Origin of the sequence: Neisseria sp. P0017.S009 (assembly GCF_051957375.1) — a bacterium.
GTDB classification, from domain to species: domain Bacteria; phylum Pseudomonadota; class Gammaproteobacteria; order Burkholderiales; family Neisseriaceae; genus Neisseria; species Neisseria perflava.
The window spans coordinates 102,873-120,388 of the sequence record NZ_JBQCWL010000006.1 but is presented as its reverse complement, the minus strand read 5'-3'; the positions used below and the strand labels follow the sequence as shown (position 1 = coordinate 120,388).

Here is a 17,516-nt window from a genome sequence, read left to right as displayed (position 1 = left end):
TGTTCTCCAAAGGTTTTTTCATGGTTTCAGACGGCCTGAATTAAGACTGCTAAAACAAGCATTCTGAAGGATAGTAATATCGTAATAAAATTATGATGCGGATACAAGATGCATCCGCATAAATTGCTGTTTTTTCTGATAAGGCTCAGATTATTTTGAAACAGTTTATGTCGTAAAGACGGCCTGCACGGAATCATGCAGGCCGTCTGAAAACGTCTTATTTAGAGGCGCGGTATTCTGCGTCTGCTTTTTCGAAACGTTCTTGCAATTCGCGTGAAGGTTTTTTGTCGATCAGGGACACCAAAACAATCACGAGTGTGCAAATGATAAAGCCGGGGACGATTTCATAGACAGTAGCGAAACCTGTTTCTTGTGCGGCCAAAGCAGGTTTTTTGATCCACTCAGCCCAAACTACTACAGTCAGTGCACCTGCAATCATGCCGGAGAGTGCGCCGTAGGCAGTAATGCGTTTCCACAGTACAGACAGGATAACGACCGGGCCGAATGCGGCACCAAAGCCAGCCCATGCGTAAGCTACCAAGCCTAATACTTTGCTTTCAGGATCAGAAGCAATCAGGATGGAAATCACGGCAATCGCCAATACCATCAGACGGCCAATCCATACCAATTCAGCTTGTTGTGCTTTTTTACGCAGGAAGCCTTTATAGAAGTCTTCGGTAATCGCGCTGGAGCAAACCAACAATTGGCAAGACAGGGTAGACATTACGGCGGCGAGAATCGCGCTCAAGATGATACCGGCAATCCAAGGGTTGAAGAGCAGGGTAGCCAAAGCGATGAAGATACGTTCGTGGTTGCCGTTCATTTCATCAACGTGGGCAGGGTTGGCGCCGAAGTAAGCGATACCGAAGTAGCCGACAGCCACGGCACCGGCCATACACAGAACCATCCAGGTCATACCGATACGGCGTGCAGAAACCAGAGATTTAGCGCTTTCAGCAGCCATGAAACGGGCCAAAATGTGTGGTTGGCCGAAATAGCCCAAGCCCCAAGCGGCGGTAGAGATAATGCCGATGAAAGTAGTACCGGCAAACAGGCTGCCGTATTCTTTACCGGTAGAAGCGGCAACTTGTTGGATGGCAGCGTTCATTTGATCAGCACCGCCCAAACCCAAGTACACCATGACAGGAGTCAGTACCAATGCAAAAATCATCAAAGAAGCTTGCAGGGTATCGGTCCAGCTTACTGCCAAGAAACCGCCCAAGAAAGTGTAGGCGATGGTCGCGCCGGCACCCAGCCACATGGCTTGAGTGTAAGACATACCGTGGAACAGGCTTTGGAACAGGGTAGCACCGGCTACGATGCCTGAAGCACAGTAAATAGTGAAGAAGAACAAGATAATCAGTGCGGAAACCACTTTCATCAAGTGACCGCCGGCACCGAAGCGGTGGAAGAAGTAATCAGGAAGCGTCAGTGCGTTGTTGGCGTATTCGGTATGCACGCGCAAACGGCCTGCAACCAAGAGCCAGTTGAGGTATGCACCCACAATCAGACCAATGGCAATCCAAGCTTCATTCAAACCGCTCAGGTAAATGGCACCTGGCAAACCCATCAAAAGCCAACCTGACATATCGGAAGCACCGGCAGACATCGCGGTCACGAACGGACCTAAGCTGCGGCCGCCGAGAATGTAGTCGTCGAAGTTTCGTGTTGAAAAATAGGCGGCGAGGCCGATCAGTAATACGGCGACCAAATAGATCGCGAAAGTGATATACATGGGATTCATGTACTTATTCCTCATCTAACTTTTAAAACGGGTTTGAAATTGCAAGCAATTCATACCCAAACTTTTTTCTAATAAAAATACAGCTTAAAAATCCTGTTTTTTGCGAGAGAGACAGGATAAATTATTTTCAAATACAATAAAATACGAAATTTTAATGCATTAAATTGTAAATAATTTAAACCAGCATACCGTAAAAAGTCGCTTTTGCAAAGCGAAGAACTCAGCCTTTATTCGAAATTGATGCCGCCTTTTGGCTAAGTCATTTAAAAACATAAAAATATATAAATTTTTACTGATGATGACGAAGGAAAGTGTGTGAAACTATCTTTCCTGATGTTTTTTGGGGATTAAAGAGAAAAAGTAATTAAACGACTTGGACTTTCAGACGGCCTTGTGCAGAAACCCCGTATCTGTGTCGGGCAAATACGGGATTTTTAGAAAAAAAGACTACATTAAATAGAAAAATCGTCTTTTAGTAAGTGTTTGTAAGCAAAGAGATAAGAGGCTGCGACAAAGGATGACCCGCCCAGGACGTTGCCTAAGAAAACGGGAATCATATTGTAGAAAAATTGACCCCAGCTGACGTTTGCGCCCGCCCAAATGCCGGCCGGAATGATGAACATATTGGCAACAAAGTGTTGAAAGCCGATTAATACGAAGATCATAACAGGGAACCACATGGCTAAGATTCGTCCTGAAGTATGGCGTGCGCCGAAGTAAAACCAGATGCCCATACACACCATCCAGTTACATGCGATGGCAGAAACGAATGCGCGGCCGAAGTCCATATTGACTTTAGCTTCGGCAATGGCAATGGTTTTCGCTGCGGCCGGTCCTTCGGCAAGGCCAACGTAGTGGCCGAGGAAATAGGCCATGGCAACGGCGCCTGCCAGATTGCCCAAGCTGACAATGAGCCAGTTGCGTACCAGTTTGTAGGTGCTGACACGGCCGGTTAATCTGCCCAAAGCCATAATCATCATATTGCCTGTTGCCAACTCGCCGCCGCCGATTAAGATACAAATCAGTGCGATAGGGAACACGGATGCGCCCAACAGGGCGGCCAGACCGTTCCATTCGGCAGGAATGCCGCTGATGACGCGCAGGCAGGCAAGATAACCGAAGCCGACATAACCGCCGCCCAAGAAACTCAAAATCACCAACATCTTGATGCTGAATTCAGATTTGGCGCAACTTTTGCCGATGGCGTCCTGCAAAATTTCATGAGGGAACAGGTCTCGTGTGTCCATGAAGTTTCCTTAAGGTTAATATAAGAATAAAAATATCTTTCTTTATCATGCGGATGGCGAGTTTGCCTGAGAATATGGCAAACAGGAAATAACGGCTGATTGTAAGGATAGAAGCGTAGGTTATATATTGGCAGCCGATGTGTGAAAGGCCGTCTGAAAGCAATACTTTCAGACGGCCTTTAGATGGGGGAATGGGAATTATAAGCGCGTTACGCTTAAAACGCCTTTGATGTCGCCCAAGCTGGCTAATACGCGCGGCAGGTCGTTGACTTGGCGGACTTCAAGGGTAAAGCGCATACTGGCTTCCAAATCGCGCGATTGGGTTTGCACCGCGGTAACGTTGAGTTTATGACGCGCCAGCGCATCCGAAACGTCGCGCAGCAAACCGGAGCGGTCTTGAGCGCGGATTTCGACATCGACGGCAAATACTTGTCCTTCTTGCAAGGCTGCCCAGCTTGCATTCAACACTTTTTCCGGAGCCTGCTCGGCGAGGTGGCGGAAAGAAGGGCAGGTGCAGCGATGGACGGAAATACCGCGGTCGCGTGTAACGAAACCGATAATGTCGTCAGGAGGTGCTGGTTTGCAGCATTTGGCAAGCGTGGTCATCAGGCCGTCTTCGCCGTCAATCAAAATGCCATTTTTGCCGCCTTTTTTGATTTTGGACTGCTTGACGATATTGGTTTCATCAATCGGCACGGGAGGCGGTTCATTCAGCGCGCCGCAGGCTTTGTGGATGGCGCGGTTGGAAACTTCGCCCTGACCGATGGCCGTATAGAGTTCGTCGGTTTTTTTGAAGCCGAGTTTTTCCGCCAATGCTTGCAGATTGGGTTTTGGGAAGATTTTTGACAACTGTTTGTCCAATTGGGCGCGGCCTTCTTCGCGCACGGTATCTGCATTTTGCTGGCGGATATAGGCACGGATTTTGCTGATGGCGCGGTTGGATTTGACCCAGCCTTCGTAGAGCCAGTTGACGGAAGGATTTCCCTCTTTGGCGGTAATGATTTCAACGCGTTGTCCGTTTTCCAACGGCGTTGACAGCGGCACGATTTGTCCTTCGACTTTTGCGCCGCGGCAACGGTCGCCTACGCTGCTGTGCAGGGCATAGGCAAAGTCGATGGGGGTGGCGCCCGTAGGCAGGGAGAGGACTTTGCCGTGCGGAGTCAAAACATAAATCGTGTCGTTGAACAGCTCGGTTTTGAAAGCGGCGGCAAGGTCTTCTTTGCCGCTTTCGGCCATGTTTTCGCGCCAGTCCAAGAGTTGGCGCAACCAAGCGATTTTCTGTTCATAGGCGGAATCACCCTTGCCACCTTCTTTATAACGCCAGTGGGCGGCAACACCGAATTCGTTGAATTGGTGCATGTCGAAGGTGCGGATTTGGACTTCCACACCTTTGTCTTCCGGGCCGACGATGACAGTGTGCAAACTTTTATAGCCGTTGCCTTTTGGGTTGGCGATATAGTCGTCGAACTCGCCCGGAATCGGCTGCCAGAGGCTGTGGACAATGCCCAAGGTGGTGTAACACTCGGGAATGGTGTCCACCAAAATCCGTACGGCACGGATGTCGAACAGGCCGTCGAAAGTGAGCTTTTTCTTCACCATTTTTTTGTAAATGGAGTAGATGTGCTTCGGTCTTCCGGCAACTTCAAAATGAATATTGTATTTTTTCAGTTCCGTACGCAGGATATTGAGGAAGTTTTCGATGTATTCGAGGCGCTCGGTGCGTTTTTCGTCCAAAAGTAGGGCGATTTCGCGGTATTTTTCCGGCTCTTGATGACGGAAGCCCAAGTCTTCGAGCTGCCATTTGAGTTGCCACACGCCCAGGCGGTTGGCGAGCGGGGCAAAAATGTCGAGGGTTTCTTTGGCAACGGCGCGCTTTTCAGGATTGTCAGGAACGTTGCTTAAAAATTGCAGGGTGCGCGTACGCATCGCCAGTTTGATCAGGACGACGCGGATGTCGGTAACCATCGCCAACAGCATTTTACGCATGGTTTCGGCCTGTTGGCTGCGTTCTTCCGGCGTGGCAAGGCTATCCACGCGGGCGAATTGGGTCAGTTTCTGCACTTCGTCCACACCTTTGACCAGCTCGCAAACGGTGCTGTTGCAGCGTTCGGTAACCAATTCTTGCCAAGTGGGAACGTATTTGCCGATGTCGGACAAAATCGTAGCCGCCACGGCATCAGGCAAGAGGTCGAGTTCGCTGACGATTTGCATCGAGCCGAGAAAATGTTCCATTAATGGCTCGCCGTAAGTCGTTAGGGCATCGGCGGGGTAATGTTCTTTAGCTAAGTCAAAGGCCGTCTGAATCAGGTTTTTATCGGAATCGGGCAGCGCGGCAACATAGCCGTCGAACCAAGCGAGGAGGCCTTCCAGCGTTGCACTCGATGTTTGGGGCGTTTGGCGAATAGTGGTCATGGCGTGCGTTTTTTCTTTTTGATAAAAACGTTGCCATTGTAACAGTTTATTGCCGACAGCCCTAGATTTGTATGCGAATGTGGCACTATGTTTCAGGAAGCCTTGTTTCAGACGGCCTTGGGTGTTATGGTTAACCGTTTTGAAATTTTAAGGAGTATTTCGATGAAACTGTATATTTACGACCATTGCCCGTTTTGCGTTCGTGCAAGGATGATTTTCGGCTTGCGCGATGTGGCGGTGGAGGAAGTTGTCTTGGCTAACGATGACGAAACTACACCGATTGGCATGATTGGCTCAAAACAAGTGCCGATTCTGCAAAAAGAAGACGGTTCGTTTATGGGCGAGAGTTTGGATATTGTCCGTTACATCGATCAAGGCCGTCTGAAAGAAGAAGTTCGTCCAGAAGTACAGGCTTGGTTGGACAAAGTGGGTGAATACAATAACAAACTGGTACAGCCGCGCATGGTCAAAATTGGTTTGCCCGAATTTGAGACCGATGAAGCGAAAAAATACTTTATCGACAAAAAAGAGAAAAGTATCGGCAATTTCGAGACTAATCTGAATAAAACGGCACAATATCTGGAGCGTCTGCATCAAGACTTGGCAGAGCTGGAAGCGCTGGTGTGCGAAGGCGAAGGCTTGGGCGGTGAAATCAGTTTGGAAGATATCCTGACGTTCCCTATTTTGCGCAACCTGACCGTTGTGCGTGGTATCCAATGGCCGCAGAAATTGATGGATTATTTGTTGGCGATGAGCGAACGTTCCGGCGTGGCTTTGTATTTTGACCGCGCGTTGTGATGAATGTTTGAAACATAAAAAAGGCCGTCTGAAAGTTTTTTCAGACGGCCTTTGGGTTTAATAGGCAATCGTATCGGCAACCTGTGACAAACCGTTTTCCAACGATTCGAGCATGGCGGTATAGCCGTCGCCTTGTTGCGGCGTGATGGCGTTAAACGGTTTGCTGCGTCCGTCCGGCCATTGTGCATAACCGCTGATGGTGGTCTGCCCCTGATAGCTGCCTTGGAAGGCTTCGATATAGACTTTCAGGGTTTGGCTGCTTTGGCTACGTGAAGCAGGCACAAAGGTGCGATGCGGATTGAGGCGGTTGAGCTTGTTGCTGAGGTTTGCCGCCAATGCACCATCGAGCGGAGCCGCCCAAAGGTGGTTTTTCGCCAGATTCACATGATAGGCATCGGTTTGGTAAACGAGGCCGCCGTTGGCAAGCGGTTCGGCAAGGTTGACTTTGACCGCGATTTCGTTGCCTTGTGCAGCCGGACGGATGTACTGGCTGTCGGGTAGGACGAAATATTGTGTGCTTTGCGCAGTGCCGCAGGCGGCAAGCGTCAGGGCGGCGGCAATCGGGAAGAGGCGCATTATCGGCTTCCTTTCGGGATAGGGTCTTTGCTGCTGCTGTTAAAAATCAGCGCGTTGGGTTTTTCTTTCAAAGTATTAATCACGGGTTGAACGTCTTTTAAGGTTTTGTCCAAACTTTGCAGCGTATTTTGTACGTCGCCGTAGATAGGCGATTGAGGCGATACGCCTTGCAGGGTTTGACGCAACTCTTTCAGGGTTTGGTTCAACTCGTTCGGAATGTTTTGTGTCTGCGGTTTGCTGACCAGTTTGTCGATAGAGCTTAGGGCGGCATTGGCAGATTTGAGTGTGGACTTGAGTTCGGCAAGCGAACCGTTCAAGCCGGCAACGGTTTTATCCAATGGCAGATTGTTGAACTTATCTAACAAGTCGGCCACTTTTGCCTGCAAATCGTCCAAACCGCCGCCTTGGGTTGCGATAACGGTATCGCCTGCATAAACGGTATGCGGTCGCAGCTTAGGCGAGGCGGAAGGCTGATCGTTCAACTCAATCATTTTGCTGCCGGTCAGCAGGTTGTTACTGGAGATGGTGGCGGTCAGGCCTTTGTTTAGGGCCGTCTGAAATTGTTGTTTCCAATGTTCTTTACTTTGCTCGTCGGCATTGATTTCCAAACGGGAAGGCTCGATGCGGATACGCACGGGAATCCAACCGTTTTCAAATAAGTGCAGGCTGTCATTGCGGTCGAAATAAGGGACATCGGAAACCACGCCGACATTCAGGCCTTTGTATTCGACAGGCGAACCGGCAGTCAGGCCGCGTACGGATTGTTTGAAGAATGCAGTGTAATACAGCGAGCGGTCGTCAGGCAGATTGGCCACTTCGCTGCGGCTGTCATAAAGCGTGAAGCTGTCTTCGCTTTTGACGTTTTTGCTGTCGCTTGTTTTAGGCGAGTCAAAGGAAATCGCACCGGACAGCAGGGCAGGCAGAGGGGCGGAGTTAAGTTTGACACCGCTGCCTGTGGTTTCGATATTGATGCCACTTTCCAGCCAAAAACGGCTGGCGGAATTAATCAGTTTGTCGTTGGGGCTTTGGATGAAAATGGTGTAATGCACGCTTTGGTCGGACGGGTCGAAATGCGCGCTTTCTACTTGGCCGACCATAAAATTTTCATACAAAACCGGGCTGCTGACGTTGAGGATGCGGTCGTTTTTGCCGATCAAATTCAGGCGCAGGCCGCTTTGACCGATGGCGGCAATCGGTGGAATGTCTTGGACGACAAATACATCTTTGGTTTCTTGGCTTTTGCCTGGTGTGAATGCGATATATGAGCCGGAAAGTAAGGTTCCCAAGCCGGTAACGCCGCTTTGGTCGATACGTGGTTTGACCACCCAAAATTGGGTATCGCTGCGGATAAGGTCTTTGGCATCGGCGCTGAGCTGTGCAGTGACTTCCACGCCTTTTTGGTCGTCGCGCAATTTGATGCGGGTAACGTGTCCGACATCGACGTTCAACACTTTAATAATGGTGTTGTTGACTTCGATGCCTTCGGCACTGTCCATCAACAGCGTAACGACAGGGCCGCGGTTGCGGATGTCTTTAACCAAAAGCCAGCCGCCGGCAATCAGCGCAATCAGCGGAATCAGCCACACGATAGACGTGAAGACATTGGTTTTCTTGACACGCGCCGGGGCGTGATAATTGGGTGAAGAATCGTGTTTTTTCATTGTTTTAAGGTCTGCTCAGAATCAAGGCCGTCTGAAAGCTGCTGTTGCTTGTCCCAAATCAGACGGGGATCGAAATAATAGGCCGAAAGCATGGTCAAAATAACAACCAGGCAGAAGTAAATCGCCGCACCACCCGGCACGACGCGCGCCATATTGGTGTGGAACGAACTCATCAAAATAATAATCACAAAAATATCAATCATCGACCAGCGGCCGATGGATTCGGTGATCCGATACAAAACCGACATCTTTTCCGCGCTCATCACGGGTTTGAAGTATGCGGAATAAATCAAAACCGCCATCGCAATAATCTTCAAAACCGGCACCATAATACTGGCACTAAAGATAATCACGGCAATCAACCGATCGCCATCGTCCCACATATAAACAATGCCGTTGAAAATCGTGTTGATCTCCAAAGCCGTCGGATTGGACGAAATCATAATCGGCAGGATGTTGGCAGGGAAATACAGGATAAACGCCGCCATTAAAAACGCCAGCGAAATGCTCAGACTTTTCGGGCGGCGGCGGTATAAGTCTGCACCGCATACGCCGCAAGGTTGCTCGTTTTTATTGCGGAAATACAGGCAGCGGCTGCAACAGATTTTGTCTTCAGTGGCCGTCTGAACCGCATGGCCGCCGGTTAAACGGTGAATCTTATAATAAACCCAATGCTGCGGAATCGATACCGAAGTCCGAATCAGCATGACCGACAACGGAAACATCAGGTAAAACGCCGAGCCGAACTCTACTGTAGCAACGGACGAGAGCTTGATATACGCCACCAAAGTGGAAATGAAAAACACATCCACCATGATCCAATGACGTAACCGCACCAATACACGCGTCGCAAAGCGCAGCGCAGGGTAGGCCTTTTCGCGTATCAAAGCCGTATAAACATACAGGCAGAGCAGTAAAAACAGTAAAGGCGCGCCGAAGGTGAGGATAAACATCACTTCCGCCAGAAAACCATAATCCAGCGAAATCAAAAGCCGCATCATTTGCGGCAACGACAAAATCGATGTCACGCCGAACAAATCCACACGGATATACACCATATTGTAGGCGAAAGCCATCAGAATCAAGGTTGTCAGCGCATAGGCAATCGGCGCGATATACGGATTGTTTTCTACTTCCACAATTTCATGGTTGCATACCGGACAATGCGCTTCCTGTCCCTGACGCAGGCGCGGAATATCCATACGGCAGCCGCAATCCGGGCATTCCACCGTATGTGCAGGCAGCGTCGCATCAGGAAGATAAGACTTGTAGCGCCACCAACGATGGTAGGCAGGAATCCGTTTCATGGTTCGGCAGGGGATAAAGAAGGTGCAAAGAGTGTCGCATTATAAAGGAAAACAGAAGGATAGCTCAAATTTAGGTCGATATTTGATTGAATGGCAGCTGCTTAATAAGGTTTGGGCCGTCTGAAAAGTTTGAAAAGGGTTTAGAAGGTTATTGCTATGGGCTGTTAAATTTTATTAATAGGTCTTAGTTTGGTTTATTGTTATTATATTAAAAATAAGATATATTCTCATTAATTAAAAACACGATGAGTCTTGTAGATCTGTGGAAGGTACGCGGTCAACGAATCTGAAGCAGGTTAAAAATTATCTTCTTTGTTTTTAAAACGATTCTTTTTAAATTAGACGGTATTTTTAACTATAAAGGCCGTCTGAAACCATTAGTCTCTTAATTCAAAGGAAACATCATGAGTGAAACACAAGAGCTGACTTTCGCCAAACGCTTGAAAGAGCAAACCACGACAACGCACGACAGCGTTGATAACTTGGTTATGTCCGTTCAGCCTTTTGCCAGCAAAGAAAACTACATCAAATTCTTGAAACTTCAATCTGTTTTCCACAAGGCTGTCGATCACATCTATAAAGATGCCGAATTGAACAAAGCCATTCCAGAGCTTGAATACATGGCACGTTACGATGCCGTGACTCAAGACTTGAAAGACTTGGGCGAAGAGCCTTACAAATTTGACAAAGAATTGCCACACGAAACCGGTAATAAAGCCATCGGCTGGCTGTATTGCGCCGAAGGTTCTAATTTGGGCGCGGCATTCTTGTTCAAACACGCTCAAAAACTCGAATACACCGGCGAATTCGGCGCACGCCACTTGGCCCCGCATCCAAACGGCCGAGGCAAACACTGGCGCGCATTTGTCGAGCATCTGAACGCTTTGAACTTGACTCCGGAAGCTGAAGCGGAAGCCATTCAAGGCGCACGCGAAGCTTTTGAATTCTATAAAGTGATTCTGCGTGAAACCTTCGGTTTGCCGGAAGGTACGGAAGCGCCTGAAGGTATGACGCCGCACAGACTCTAAAAAAATAATTAAATCAAACAGACAAGGTCTCGGCGTAGATGTTTGCAGAGGCCTTTAATTACACTACAAAGTTTTGTCTGAACGGGTTGCTGTCTTATTAATCATTAATGATTATCAGAAATTTTTTATGCATTAACTGATGGATGAACAATCCATTACATCTTGAGTTGATAATATGAAACCATTACAAATGCTCCCTATTGCCGCACTGGTCGGCAGTATTTTTAGCAATCCAGTATTAGCAGCAGATGAAGCTGCAACTGAAACCACACCCGTTAAAGCAGAGATAAAAGAAGTCCGCGTTAAAGGTCAGCGCAATGCGCCTGCAGCCGTGGAACGTGTCAACCTTGGCCGTATCCAACAAGAAATGGTACGTGACAACAAAGACTTGGTACGTTATTCCACCGACGTTGGCTTGAGCGACAGTGGCCGCCATCAAAAAGGCTTTGCCGTACGCGGCGTGGAAGGCAACCGTGTCGGCGTCAGCATTGACGGTGTAAACCTGCCTGATTCCGAAGAAAACTCGCTGTATGCCCGTTACGGCAACTTCAACAGCTCGCGTCTGTCTATCGACCCCGAACTCGTGCGCAACATCGAAATCGTGAAGGGCGCAGACTCTTTCAATACCGGTAGCGGTGCATTGGGTGGCGGCGTGAATTACCAAACCCTGCAAGGTCATGATTTGCTGTTGCCTGAGCGTCAGTTCGGCGTGATGATGAAAAACGGTTACAGCAGCCGCAACCGCGAATGGACAAATACACTTGGGTTCGGTTTGAATAACGACCGCGTGGATGCCGCTTTGCTGTATTCGCAACGTCTCGGCCATGAGACTGAAAGCGCGGGCGAGCGTGGTTATCCGGTAGAGGGCGCCGGCAGCGGAGCGAATATCCGTGGTTCTGCGCGCGGTATTCCTGACCCGTCCAAACATAAATACCACAGCTTCTTGGGTAAGATTGCTTACCAAATCAACGACAACCATCGTATCGGCGCATCTCTCAACGGTCAGCAGGGCCACAATTACACGATCGAAGAGTCTTATAACCTGACCGCTTCTTCTTGGCGCGAAGCCGATGACGTAAACAGACGGCGCAATGCCAACCTGTTTTACGAGTGGACGCCCGATTCGAATTGGTTGTCGTTGTTGAAAGCGGACTTCGATTATCAGAAAACCAAAGTAGCGGCGGTTAACAACAAAGGCTCGTTCCCGATGGATTATTCTACCTGGACGCGCAACTACAATCAGAAGGATTTGGACGAAATCTACAACCGCAGCATGGATACAACCTTCAAACGCATTACATTGCGTATGGATAGCCAACCATTGCAAATGGGCGGCCAACATCGCTTGTCGTTTAAAACTTTCGCCAGCCAGCGTGAGTTTGAAAACTTAAACCGCGACGACTACTACTTCAGCGGCCGTATTTTACGCACGTCCAGCACGATTCAACATCCAGTGAAAACCAACAACTACGGTTTCTCGCTGTCTGACCAAATCCAATGGAACGATGTGTTCAGCAGCCGCGCAGGTATCCGTTACGACTACACCAAAATGACGCCGCAGCAACTGAATGCCGAGTGTCATGCCTGCGACAAAACACCACCTGCAGCCAACACTTATAAAGGCTGGAGCGGTTTTGTCGGCTTGGCTGCACAGCTGAGTCAGACATGGCGTTTGGGTTACGATGTAACTTCCGGTTTCCGCGTGCCGAATGCGTCTGAAGTGTATTTCACTTACAAACACCGCTCAGGTAACTGGTTGCCTAATCCGAACCTGAAAGCCGAGCGCAGCACCACCCATACCCTTTCTCTGCAAGGCCGCAGCGAAAAAGGTACTTTGGATGCCAACCTGTATCAAAGCAATTACCGCAACTTCCTGTCTGAAGAGCAGAAGCTGACCACCAGTGGCGATGTCGGCTGTACTCAGATGAATTACTACTATGGTATTTGTAGCAATCCTTATTCCGAAAAACTGGATTGGCAGATGCAAAACATTGACAAGGCCCGAATCCGGGGTCTTGAGCTGACAGGCCGTCTGAATCTGGACAAAGTAGTCTCTTTCGTACCTGAAGGCTGGAAGCTGTTCGGCTCGCTGGGCTACGCGAAAAGCAAACTGTCGGGCGACAACAGCCTGCTGTCCACTCAGCCTCTGAAAGTGATTGCCGGTGTCGATTACGAGAGCCCGAGCGAGAAATGGGGCGTGTTCTCCCGTCTGACTTATTTGGGTGCGAAAAAAGCCAAAGACGCACAATATACCGTTTATGAAGACAACGGCTGGGGTACGCCTTTGCAAGAAAAAGTAGTAGATTATCCATGGCTGAACAAGTCGGCTTATGTGTTTGATATGTACGGCTTCTACAAACCGGTGAAAAACCTGACCCTGCGTGCAGGCGTGTATAATGTGTTCAACCGCAAATACACCACTTGGGATTCCCTGCGCGGCCTGTACAGCTACAGCACCACGAACTCTGTGGATAAAGACGGCAAAGGCTTAGACCGCTACCGCGCCCCTGGCCGCAACTACGCCGTATCGTTGGAATGGAAATTCTAATCAGTTAACGGATAGCTAAAGGCCGTCTGAAAGTTTTGATGACTTTCAGACGGCCTTTTTTATTTAAAACGAAATCTTTAAACGGATAACAACGGCTGCTGCCGAACAATCGCGCGGATGATGGCGCGGTTGGGGTGTAGTGCGGTTCTCAGTCTTTGTGATAGCGGATGCGGCAAGCCGAGTATTTCGGCTGCAATGGCGGCGGCGCAGATGGGGGCTGTCGCCAGGCCGCGTGTGCCGTGTGCCGTATTGATGTAGGCATGGGGCAGGTAAGGGCAGGGGATATTGTCGAGGCGGTAGTTTTTGTCCAATGCCAGCTTGGCGTAGGCGGACTGCATGGCGGCGATGTCGCCGAGTGCGCCGACAACGGGCAAGTGGTCGAGGCTGTCGCAACGCAGGGCGGCATGGCCTTGTGTGTCTTGAAGGCCGTCTGAAAACGAATTTTGCTCAAACAGGGATTGTGCCAATGGCGGATTAAGCTGGTGCAGGGCGGCACGGTTGTCGGCTTCTTCGTGCGGATACCAAGTTTCATTGTTGCTGTTGAGGACAAATGTTGCGCCGTAGCAGTGGCAGCCTTGCCAGCTCGGGCTGATGTAGCTTTCTCCGGAAATGGGGCAACGCAGCTTTTGTGAAAACGGGCTGGCGGACACAACGCCGGTTTGTCCGCGGATTTGGCGGAAAGGCAGGGCGGAGACGTTGGTGTCGGCGGCATTCGGGCTGTGCGCGCCCATACAGTAAACGATATGGCTGGCATTGAAATGCGTATTTGGCGTGTGTGCCGTCCATTGTGCGCCGTTATGCGATACGGTGGTCAGCGGCGAGTGTTCGTGTAACTCGATCAGCGGATGGTTCAATAAGGCATGCACGACGGCTGGCGGATTCAGCCATACGCCTTGCGGCCAGTAAAGGCCGTCTGAAAATACGTCTATGCCTGCGATGGACGCAGCCTCTTCGGCAGATACGCTGCGGTAGAGGTGTTTATGCTGGTGTTGCAAACCCAAGGCTTGATTGCGTTTGCGTTCGCTGTCGTCAAAATTCAAATGCAATACGCCGTTGCCGCCCCATACGTCGGAGTCGGGCAGCAAGTCTTCCAGCAATCGGCGCGTGTAGCCGTAGCCTGTCAGCAGTAACTCGGTTTGTTCGGTATCGTGTGGCGAAATTTTGGCGTAGAGCAAGCCTTGGCGGTTGCCGCTGCCTGCCTGCGCTGCTTTTCCGGCCTCTAAAACGGTAACGCGTACGCCGTGTTCCGCCAGTTTGCGTGCGGTCGCTGCGCCGGCAATGCCTGCGCCGATAATCAGGACGTGTTCGGGCGCGGCTTGATGTTCTGGCCGCCTGAACCAAGGTTTTAGGGGAGTTGGGGCGGATTGGGGTATGGCTTTGGTTTGCCATTCGATATGAGGGAAATGTTCGTATAAGCGGTCGGCGCGGTGTGGTGGAACCAGCCAAAGGTGCACGTCAGGCAAGAGGTTTTCTAAAACATTGACGCTGTTGAACTGAAGGCATTTCATAGCTTGAACGAGGCTGTTGTTCAGACGGCCTTCAAGCTCGGAAGGATGATTTGACAGCGGAAAATCGGGAATATGGTTTTCAGGCAGGCAGACAATCAAATAAAGCGGCGCGGTATGTTGTTCGATGGCGCGGCAAAGGGTAGCAAGGGGAGGTGTGGTGTTCCAAGCAAGGCAGGTCATGATGAAAGGCCGTCTGAGAAAAGAGGCTTTATTGTAACGATTGTAACGCGGTTTGCGCGGATAGAATATCCGGACGGGTTTTGATAAAATCTTTCGATATTTGTTTTCTCATTGATTTTCATACAGGAATTTTATGCGCCGTCTTTTATTGTGCCTTCTCGCTTCCGGCTTGCCCGTTGCCTGTTTATCCGCGCCGCCGGATAACGGCGGTCAAGCCTTTCAGCCCGAACGGTGGGCAACACCCATTAAACACGATGCCAACCTTTATCGCATCGATGACAAGCTTTACCGCAGCGAGCAGCCCGTTGCCGAAGATGGCGAAGCCATCGTCAAGCTGGGCATTCAAAGCGTGATCAACCTGCGTTTTTTCGACCGCAACGATGACGACCATTTGAATGCGTATGGTTTGACCTTGTTAAACCGTCCGTTGCTGTCATGGAGCATTAAGCCGAAAGAGATTGCGGAAATCCTATACCTGATTGAAAAACAACAGCAAAACGGTGCGGTACTTATCCATTGTTATCACGGTGCGGACCGTACCGGTTTGATTGCCGGAATGTACCGCATCATTTATCAAGGCTGGCCGGTGGAAGAGGCAAAAGCCGAAATGCAACACGGGCCTTACGGTTATCACAGCATTTGGAAAAACATTGCCAAGCTGTTTACCGAAGAGAAAGTCAAGCAGGTTAAAACGCATTTGGAAGCCTTGCGCAAACGCGGTTGACGCCAAGATTCAAAACATAAAAAGGCCGTCTGAAAGATTTGTTTTTTCAGACGGCCTTTTTAATGGCAGACGGTTTAAATCACAAAATCCGTAGATGATAATTGAATGCTTTGATCCATATCGGCAGACGGGGTTTTGGAAGAGCGGCCGACCGGTTTGGCCGGTACGCCGACAACGGTAATTGAAGACGGTACGTCAGCAACCACCACGCTGCCTGCGCCGATTTTGGCATTTTCGCCGATGCGGATGTTGCCCAGAATCGAAGCGTTCGCACCAATCATCACGCCATTGCCGATTTTCGGGTGGCGGTCGCCGCTTTCTTTGCCCGAACCGCCCAGCGTTACGCCGTGGAGGATGGAAATGTTGTTGCCCAAGACGGCGGTTTCGCCGGCCACAAAACCGGTGGCATGGTCGAGCATTAAACCATGACCGAAACGGGCAGCCGGGTGGATATCGACACCGAAGACTTCCGACATGCGGTTTTGCAGGAAATACGCCAGCGTTTTACGGCCGTTTTGATAGAGCCAGTGGTTGATGCGGTGTGCCTGTACGGCGTGGAAGCCTTTGAAATACAACAGCGGCAGCGAATATTCGTCACAAGCCGGGTCGCGCTCGTAAATAGCTTTCAAGTCGGCCTCGACACATTTGCTGATGCGGGTGTCCGCACTTAAAGCCTGCTGATAAATTTCAAACAGCGCACGCACGTCCATAATCGGACTGCCGAGCTTGCTGGAAAGATGGTAGGCCAATACCGAATCGAGAGACTGGTGGCGCAATACGGTTTGATGCAGGAAGCTCGCCAGCATCGGTTCGGCCGCGGCGGCGGTTTCGGTTTCTTCGCGGATGGTGTGCCACAGATTAAAATCAGTTGAATTCAAATGGTCTTTTTTCATATTCGAGGCCGTCTGAAGAATAAAATCAGATGGCTATCTTACCGTTTTCCAACGTCTTTTAACAAGGCATTTGATAATCGACGTTCAAATGCTTGAAGTTTTTTCAGACGGCCTTATATATGAAACATCGAATATCAACACGCTAAAAGGATGTCAGAAATGACGGAGCATAACGAACAACATCAACACGAAGCAGAAGAAGCGGCAGCCGTAGAAACTGCCGAAACCGTTGAAACCGAACAAGCAGAACCGACTTACGAAGAGCTTCAGGCGCGTGTCACCGAGTTGGAAGGCCAACTCAAAGACAGCGAGTTGCGCGGTTTGGCAAACGAGCAAAACCTGCGCCGCCGCCATCAGCAAGAAATTGCCGATACCCATAAATTCGCCGGACAAAAATTTGCGGCCGAAATGCTGCCTGTCAAAGACTATCTTGAAATGGCGCTGCTCGACCAAAGCGGTAATTTCGATGCCCTGAAAATGGGCGTGCAAATGACTTTGAACGAGCTGCAAAAAGCATTTGATGCCACACACATTAAAGAAATCAACCCACAGCCGGGTGACAAACTCGATCCGCACCAACATCAAGCGATGCAGGCAGTCGTCAGCGAGCAAGAGCCGAATACCATCGTCAGCGTGATGAAAAAAGGCTACACACTATCTGACCGTGTGCTGCGTCCTGCGATGGTTGTCGTGGCGAAAAAAGAAGATTGAAGGCACCGCTTGATAAAGTTTATCAAGCATAAAATCTTCAGACGGCCTTATCTGGTTTTAAAGCCTGATGTTCCGCTATTGGAAAATCATTCCGATAAACCGGAATCGGAAAATTAAAGCCGGCCATCTGAAAAAAGAATAAACGGCTTGTGGATAAATAAATCAAATACTTGAATTTA

General features: G+C 49.7%; 13 protein-coding genes. 5 read left to right on the top strand and 8 right to left on the bottom strand.

Annotated features, from left to right (window positions below; all coding sequences use genetic code 11):
* Positions 1 to 217: 217 nt before the first annotated feature.
* The 3 genes from putP to ACTHTG_RS08615 all read right to left on the bottom strand — a co-directional run bounded on the left by putP (position 218) and on the right by ACTHTG_RS08615 (position 5,403).
* A complete protein-coding gene (putP, locus tag ACTHTG_RS08625) occupies positions 218 to 1,744 on the bottom strand; it encodes a sodium/proline symporter PutP (protein WP_049336262.1) in 1,527 nt (508 codons plus the stop codon).
* 452 nt (positions 1,745 to 2,196) lie between these two features.
* On the bottom strand, positions 2,197 to 2,991 hold the full coding sequence (locus tag ACTHTG_RS08620) for a formate/nitrite transporter family protein (RefSeq protein ID WP_004520655.1): 795 nt from the start codon (positions 2,989 to 2,991) through the stop codon (positions 2,197 to 2,199).
* Positions 2,992 to 3,189: 198 nt separating this feature from the next.
* Positions 3,190 to 5,403, bottom strand: coding sequence for a RelA/SpoT family protein (locus tag ACTHTG_RS08615; protein WP_004520657.1), 2,214 nt, complete (start codon positions 5,401 to 5,403; stop codon positions 3,190 to 3,192).
* 87 nt (positions 5,404 to 5,490) lie between these two features.
* Between ACTHTG_RS08615 and ACTHTG_RS08610 the strand changes: the two genes are divergently transcribed.
* Positions 5,491 to 6,201, top strand: coding sequence for a GrxB family glutaredoxin (locus ACTHTG_RS08610; protein ID WP_004520658.1), 711 nt, complete (start codon positions 5,491 to 5,493; stop codon positions 6,199 to 6,201).
* A 57-nt stretch (positions 6,202 to 6,258) separates the two neighbouring features.
* Here the strand turns inward: ACTHTG_RS08610 and ACTHTG_RS08605 are convergent, their stop codons facing one another.
* Genes ACTHTG_RS08605 through ACTHTG_RS08595 form a run of 3 tightly spaced genes read right to left on the bottom strand, consistent with a single transcriptional unit; the run spans position 6,259 to position 9,745 of the window.
* Positions 6,259 to 6,777 (bottom strand): PqiC family protein, encoded by a 519-nt coding sequence (locus ACTHTG_RS08605; protein ID WP_004520659.1) that lies wholly within the window; start codon positions 6,775 to 6,777, stop codon positions 6,259 to 6,261.
* A complete protein-coding gene (gene pqiB / locus ACTHTG_RS08600; RefSeq protein ID WP_049344638.1) occupies positions 6,777 to 8,438 on the bottom strand; it encodes an intermembrane transport protein PqiB in 1,662 nt (553 codons plus the stop codon). The genes ACTHTG_RS08605 and pqiB overlap by 1 nt, the downstream gene beginning before the upstream one ends.
* A complete protein-coding gene (locus ACTHTG_RS08595) occupies positions 8,435 to 9,745 on the bottom strand; it encodes a paraquat-inducible protein A (protein WP_079453990.1) in 1,311 nt (436 codons plus the stop codon). Before ACTHTG_RS08595 ends, pqiB begins: the two co-directional genes overlap by 4 nt.
* 404 nt (positions 9,746 to 10,149) lie before the next feature.
* On the opposite strand from ACTHTG_RS08595, the gene ACTHTG_RS08590 reads away from it, so the two are divergent.
* Both ACTHTG_RS08590 and ACTHTG_RS08585 read left to right on the top strand, forming a co-directional pair.
* Positions 10,150 to 10,773: a biliverdin-producing heme oxygenase gene (locus ACTHTG_RS08590; protein WP_440360641.1), complete on the top strand. Its 624-nt coding sequence runs from the start codon at positions 10,150 to 10,152 to the stop codon at positions 10,771 to 10,773.
* 175 nt (positions 10,774 to 10,948) lie between these two features.
* Entirely contained in the window at positions 10,949 to 13,321 is a 2,373-nt protein-coding gene (locus tag ACTHTG_RS08585) for a TonB-dependent hemoglobin/transferrin/lactoferrin family receptor (RefSeq protein ID WP_440360640.1), read from the top strand.
* A gap of 77 nt (positions 13,322 to 13,398) precedes the next feature.
* Here the strand turns inward: ACTHTG_RS08585 and mnmC are convergent, their stop codons facing one another.
* The gene (gene mnmC, locus ACTHTG_RS08580; RefSeq protein WP_440360639.1) at positions 13,399 to 15,009 is read right to left on the bottom strand and encodes an FAD-dependent 5-carboxymethylaminomethyl-2-thiouridine(34) oxidoreductase MnmC; all 1,611 of its coding nucleotides are present in this window, start codon (positions 15,007 to 15,009) and stop codon (positions 13,399 to 13,401) included.
* A 133-nt stretch (positions 15,010 to 15,142) separates the two neighbouring features.
* On the opposite strand from mnmC, the gene ACTHTG_RS08575 reads away from it, so the two are divergent.
* On the top strand, positions 15,143 to 15,733 hold the full coding sequence (locus ACTHTG_RS08575; RefSeq protein WP_440360638.1) for a tyrosine-protein phosphatase: 591 nt from the start codon (positions 15,143 to 15,145) through the stop codon (positions 15,731 to 15,733).
* Between the two features lie 74 nt (positions 15,734 to 15,807).
* Here the strand turns inward: ACTHTG_RS08575 and cysE are convergent, their stop codons facing one another.
* Positions 15,808 to 16,626, bottom strand: a complete 819-nt coding sequence (cysE, locus tag ACTHTG_RS08570; RefSeq protein ID WP_070873812.1) for a serine O-acetyltransferase — start codon at positions 16,624 to 16,626, stop codon at positions 15,808 to 15,810.
* Between the two features lie 150 nt (positions 16,627 to 16,776).
* On the opposite strand from cysE, the gene grpE reads away from it, so the two are divergent.
* Positions 16,777 to 17,337 (top strand): nucleotide exchange factor GrpE, encoded by a 561-nt coding sequence (grpE, locus tag ACTHTG_RS08565; RefSeq protein WP_049336248.1) that lies wholly within the window; start codon positions 16,777 to 16,779, stop codon positions 17,335 to 17,337.
* Positions 17,338 to 17,516: the final 179 nt, after the last annotated feature.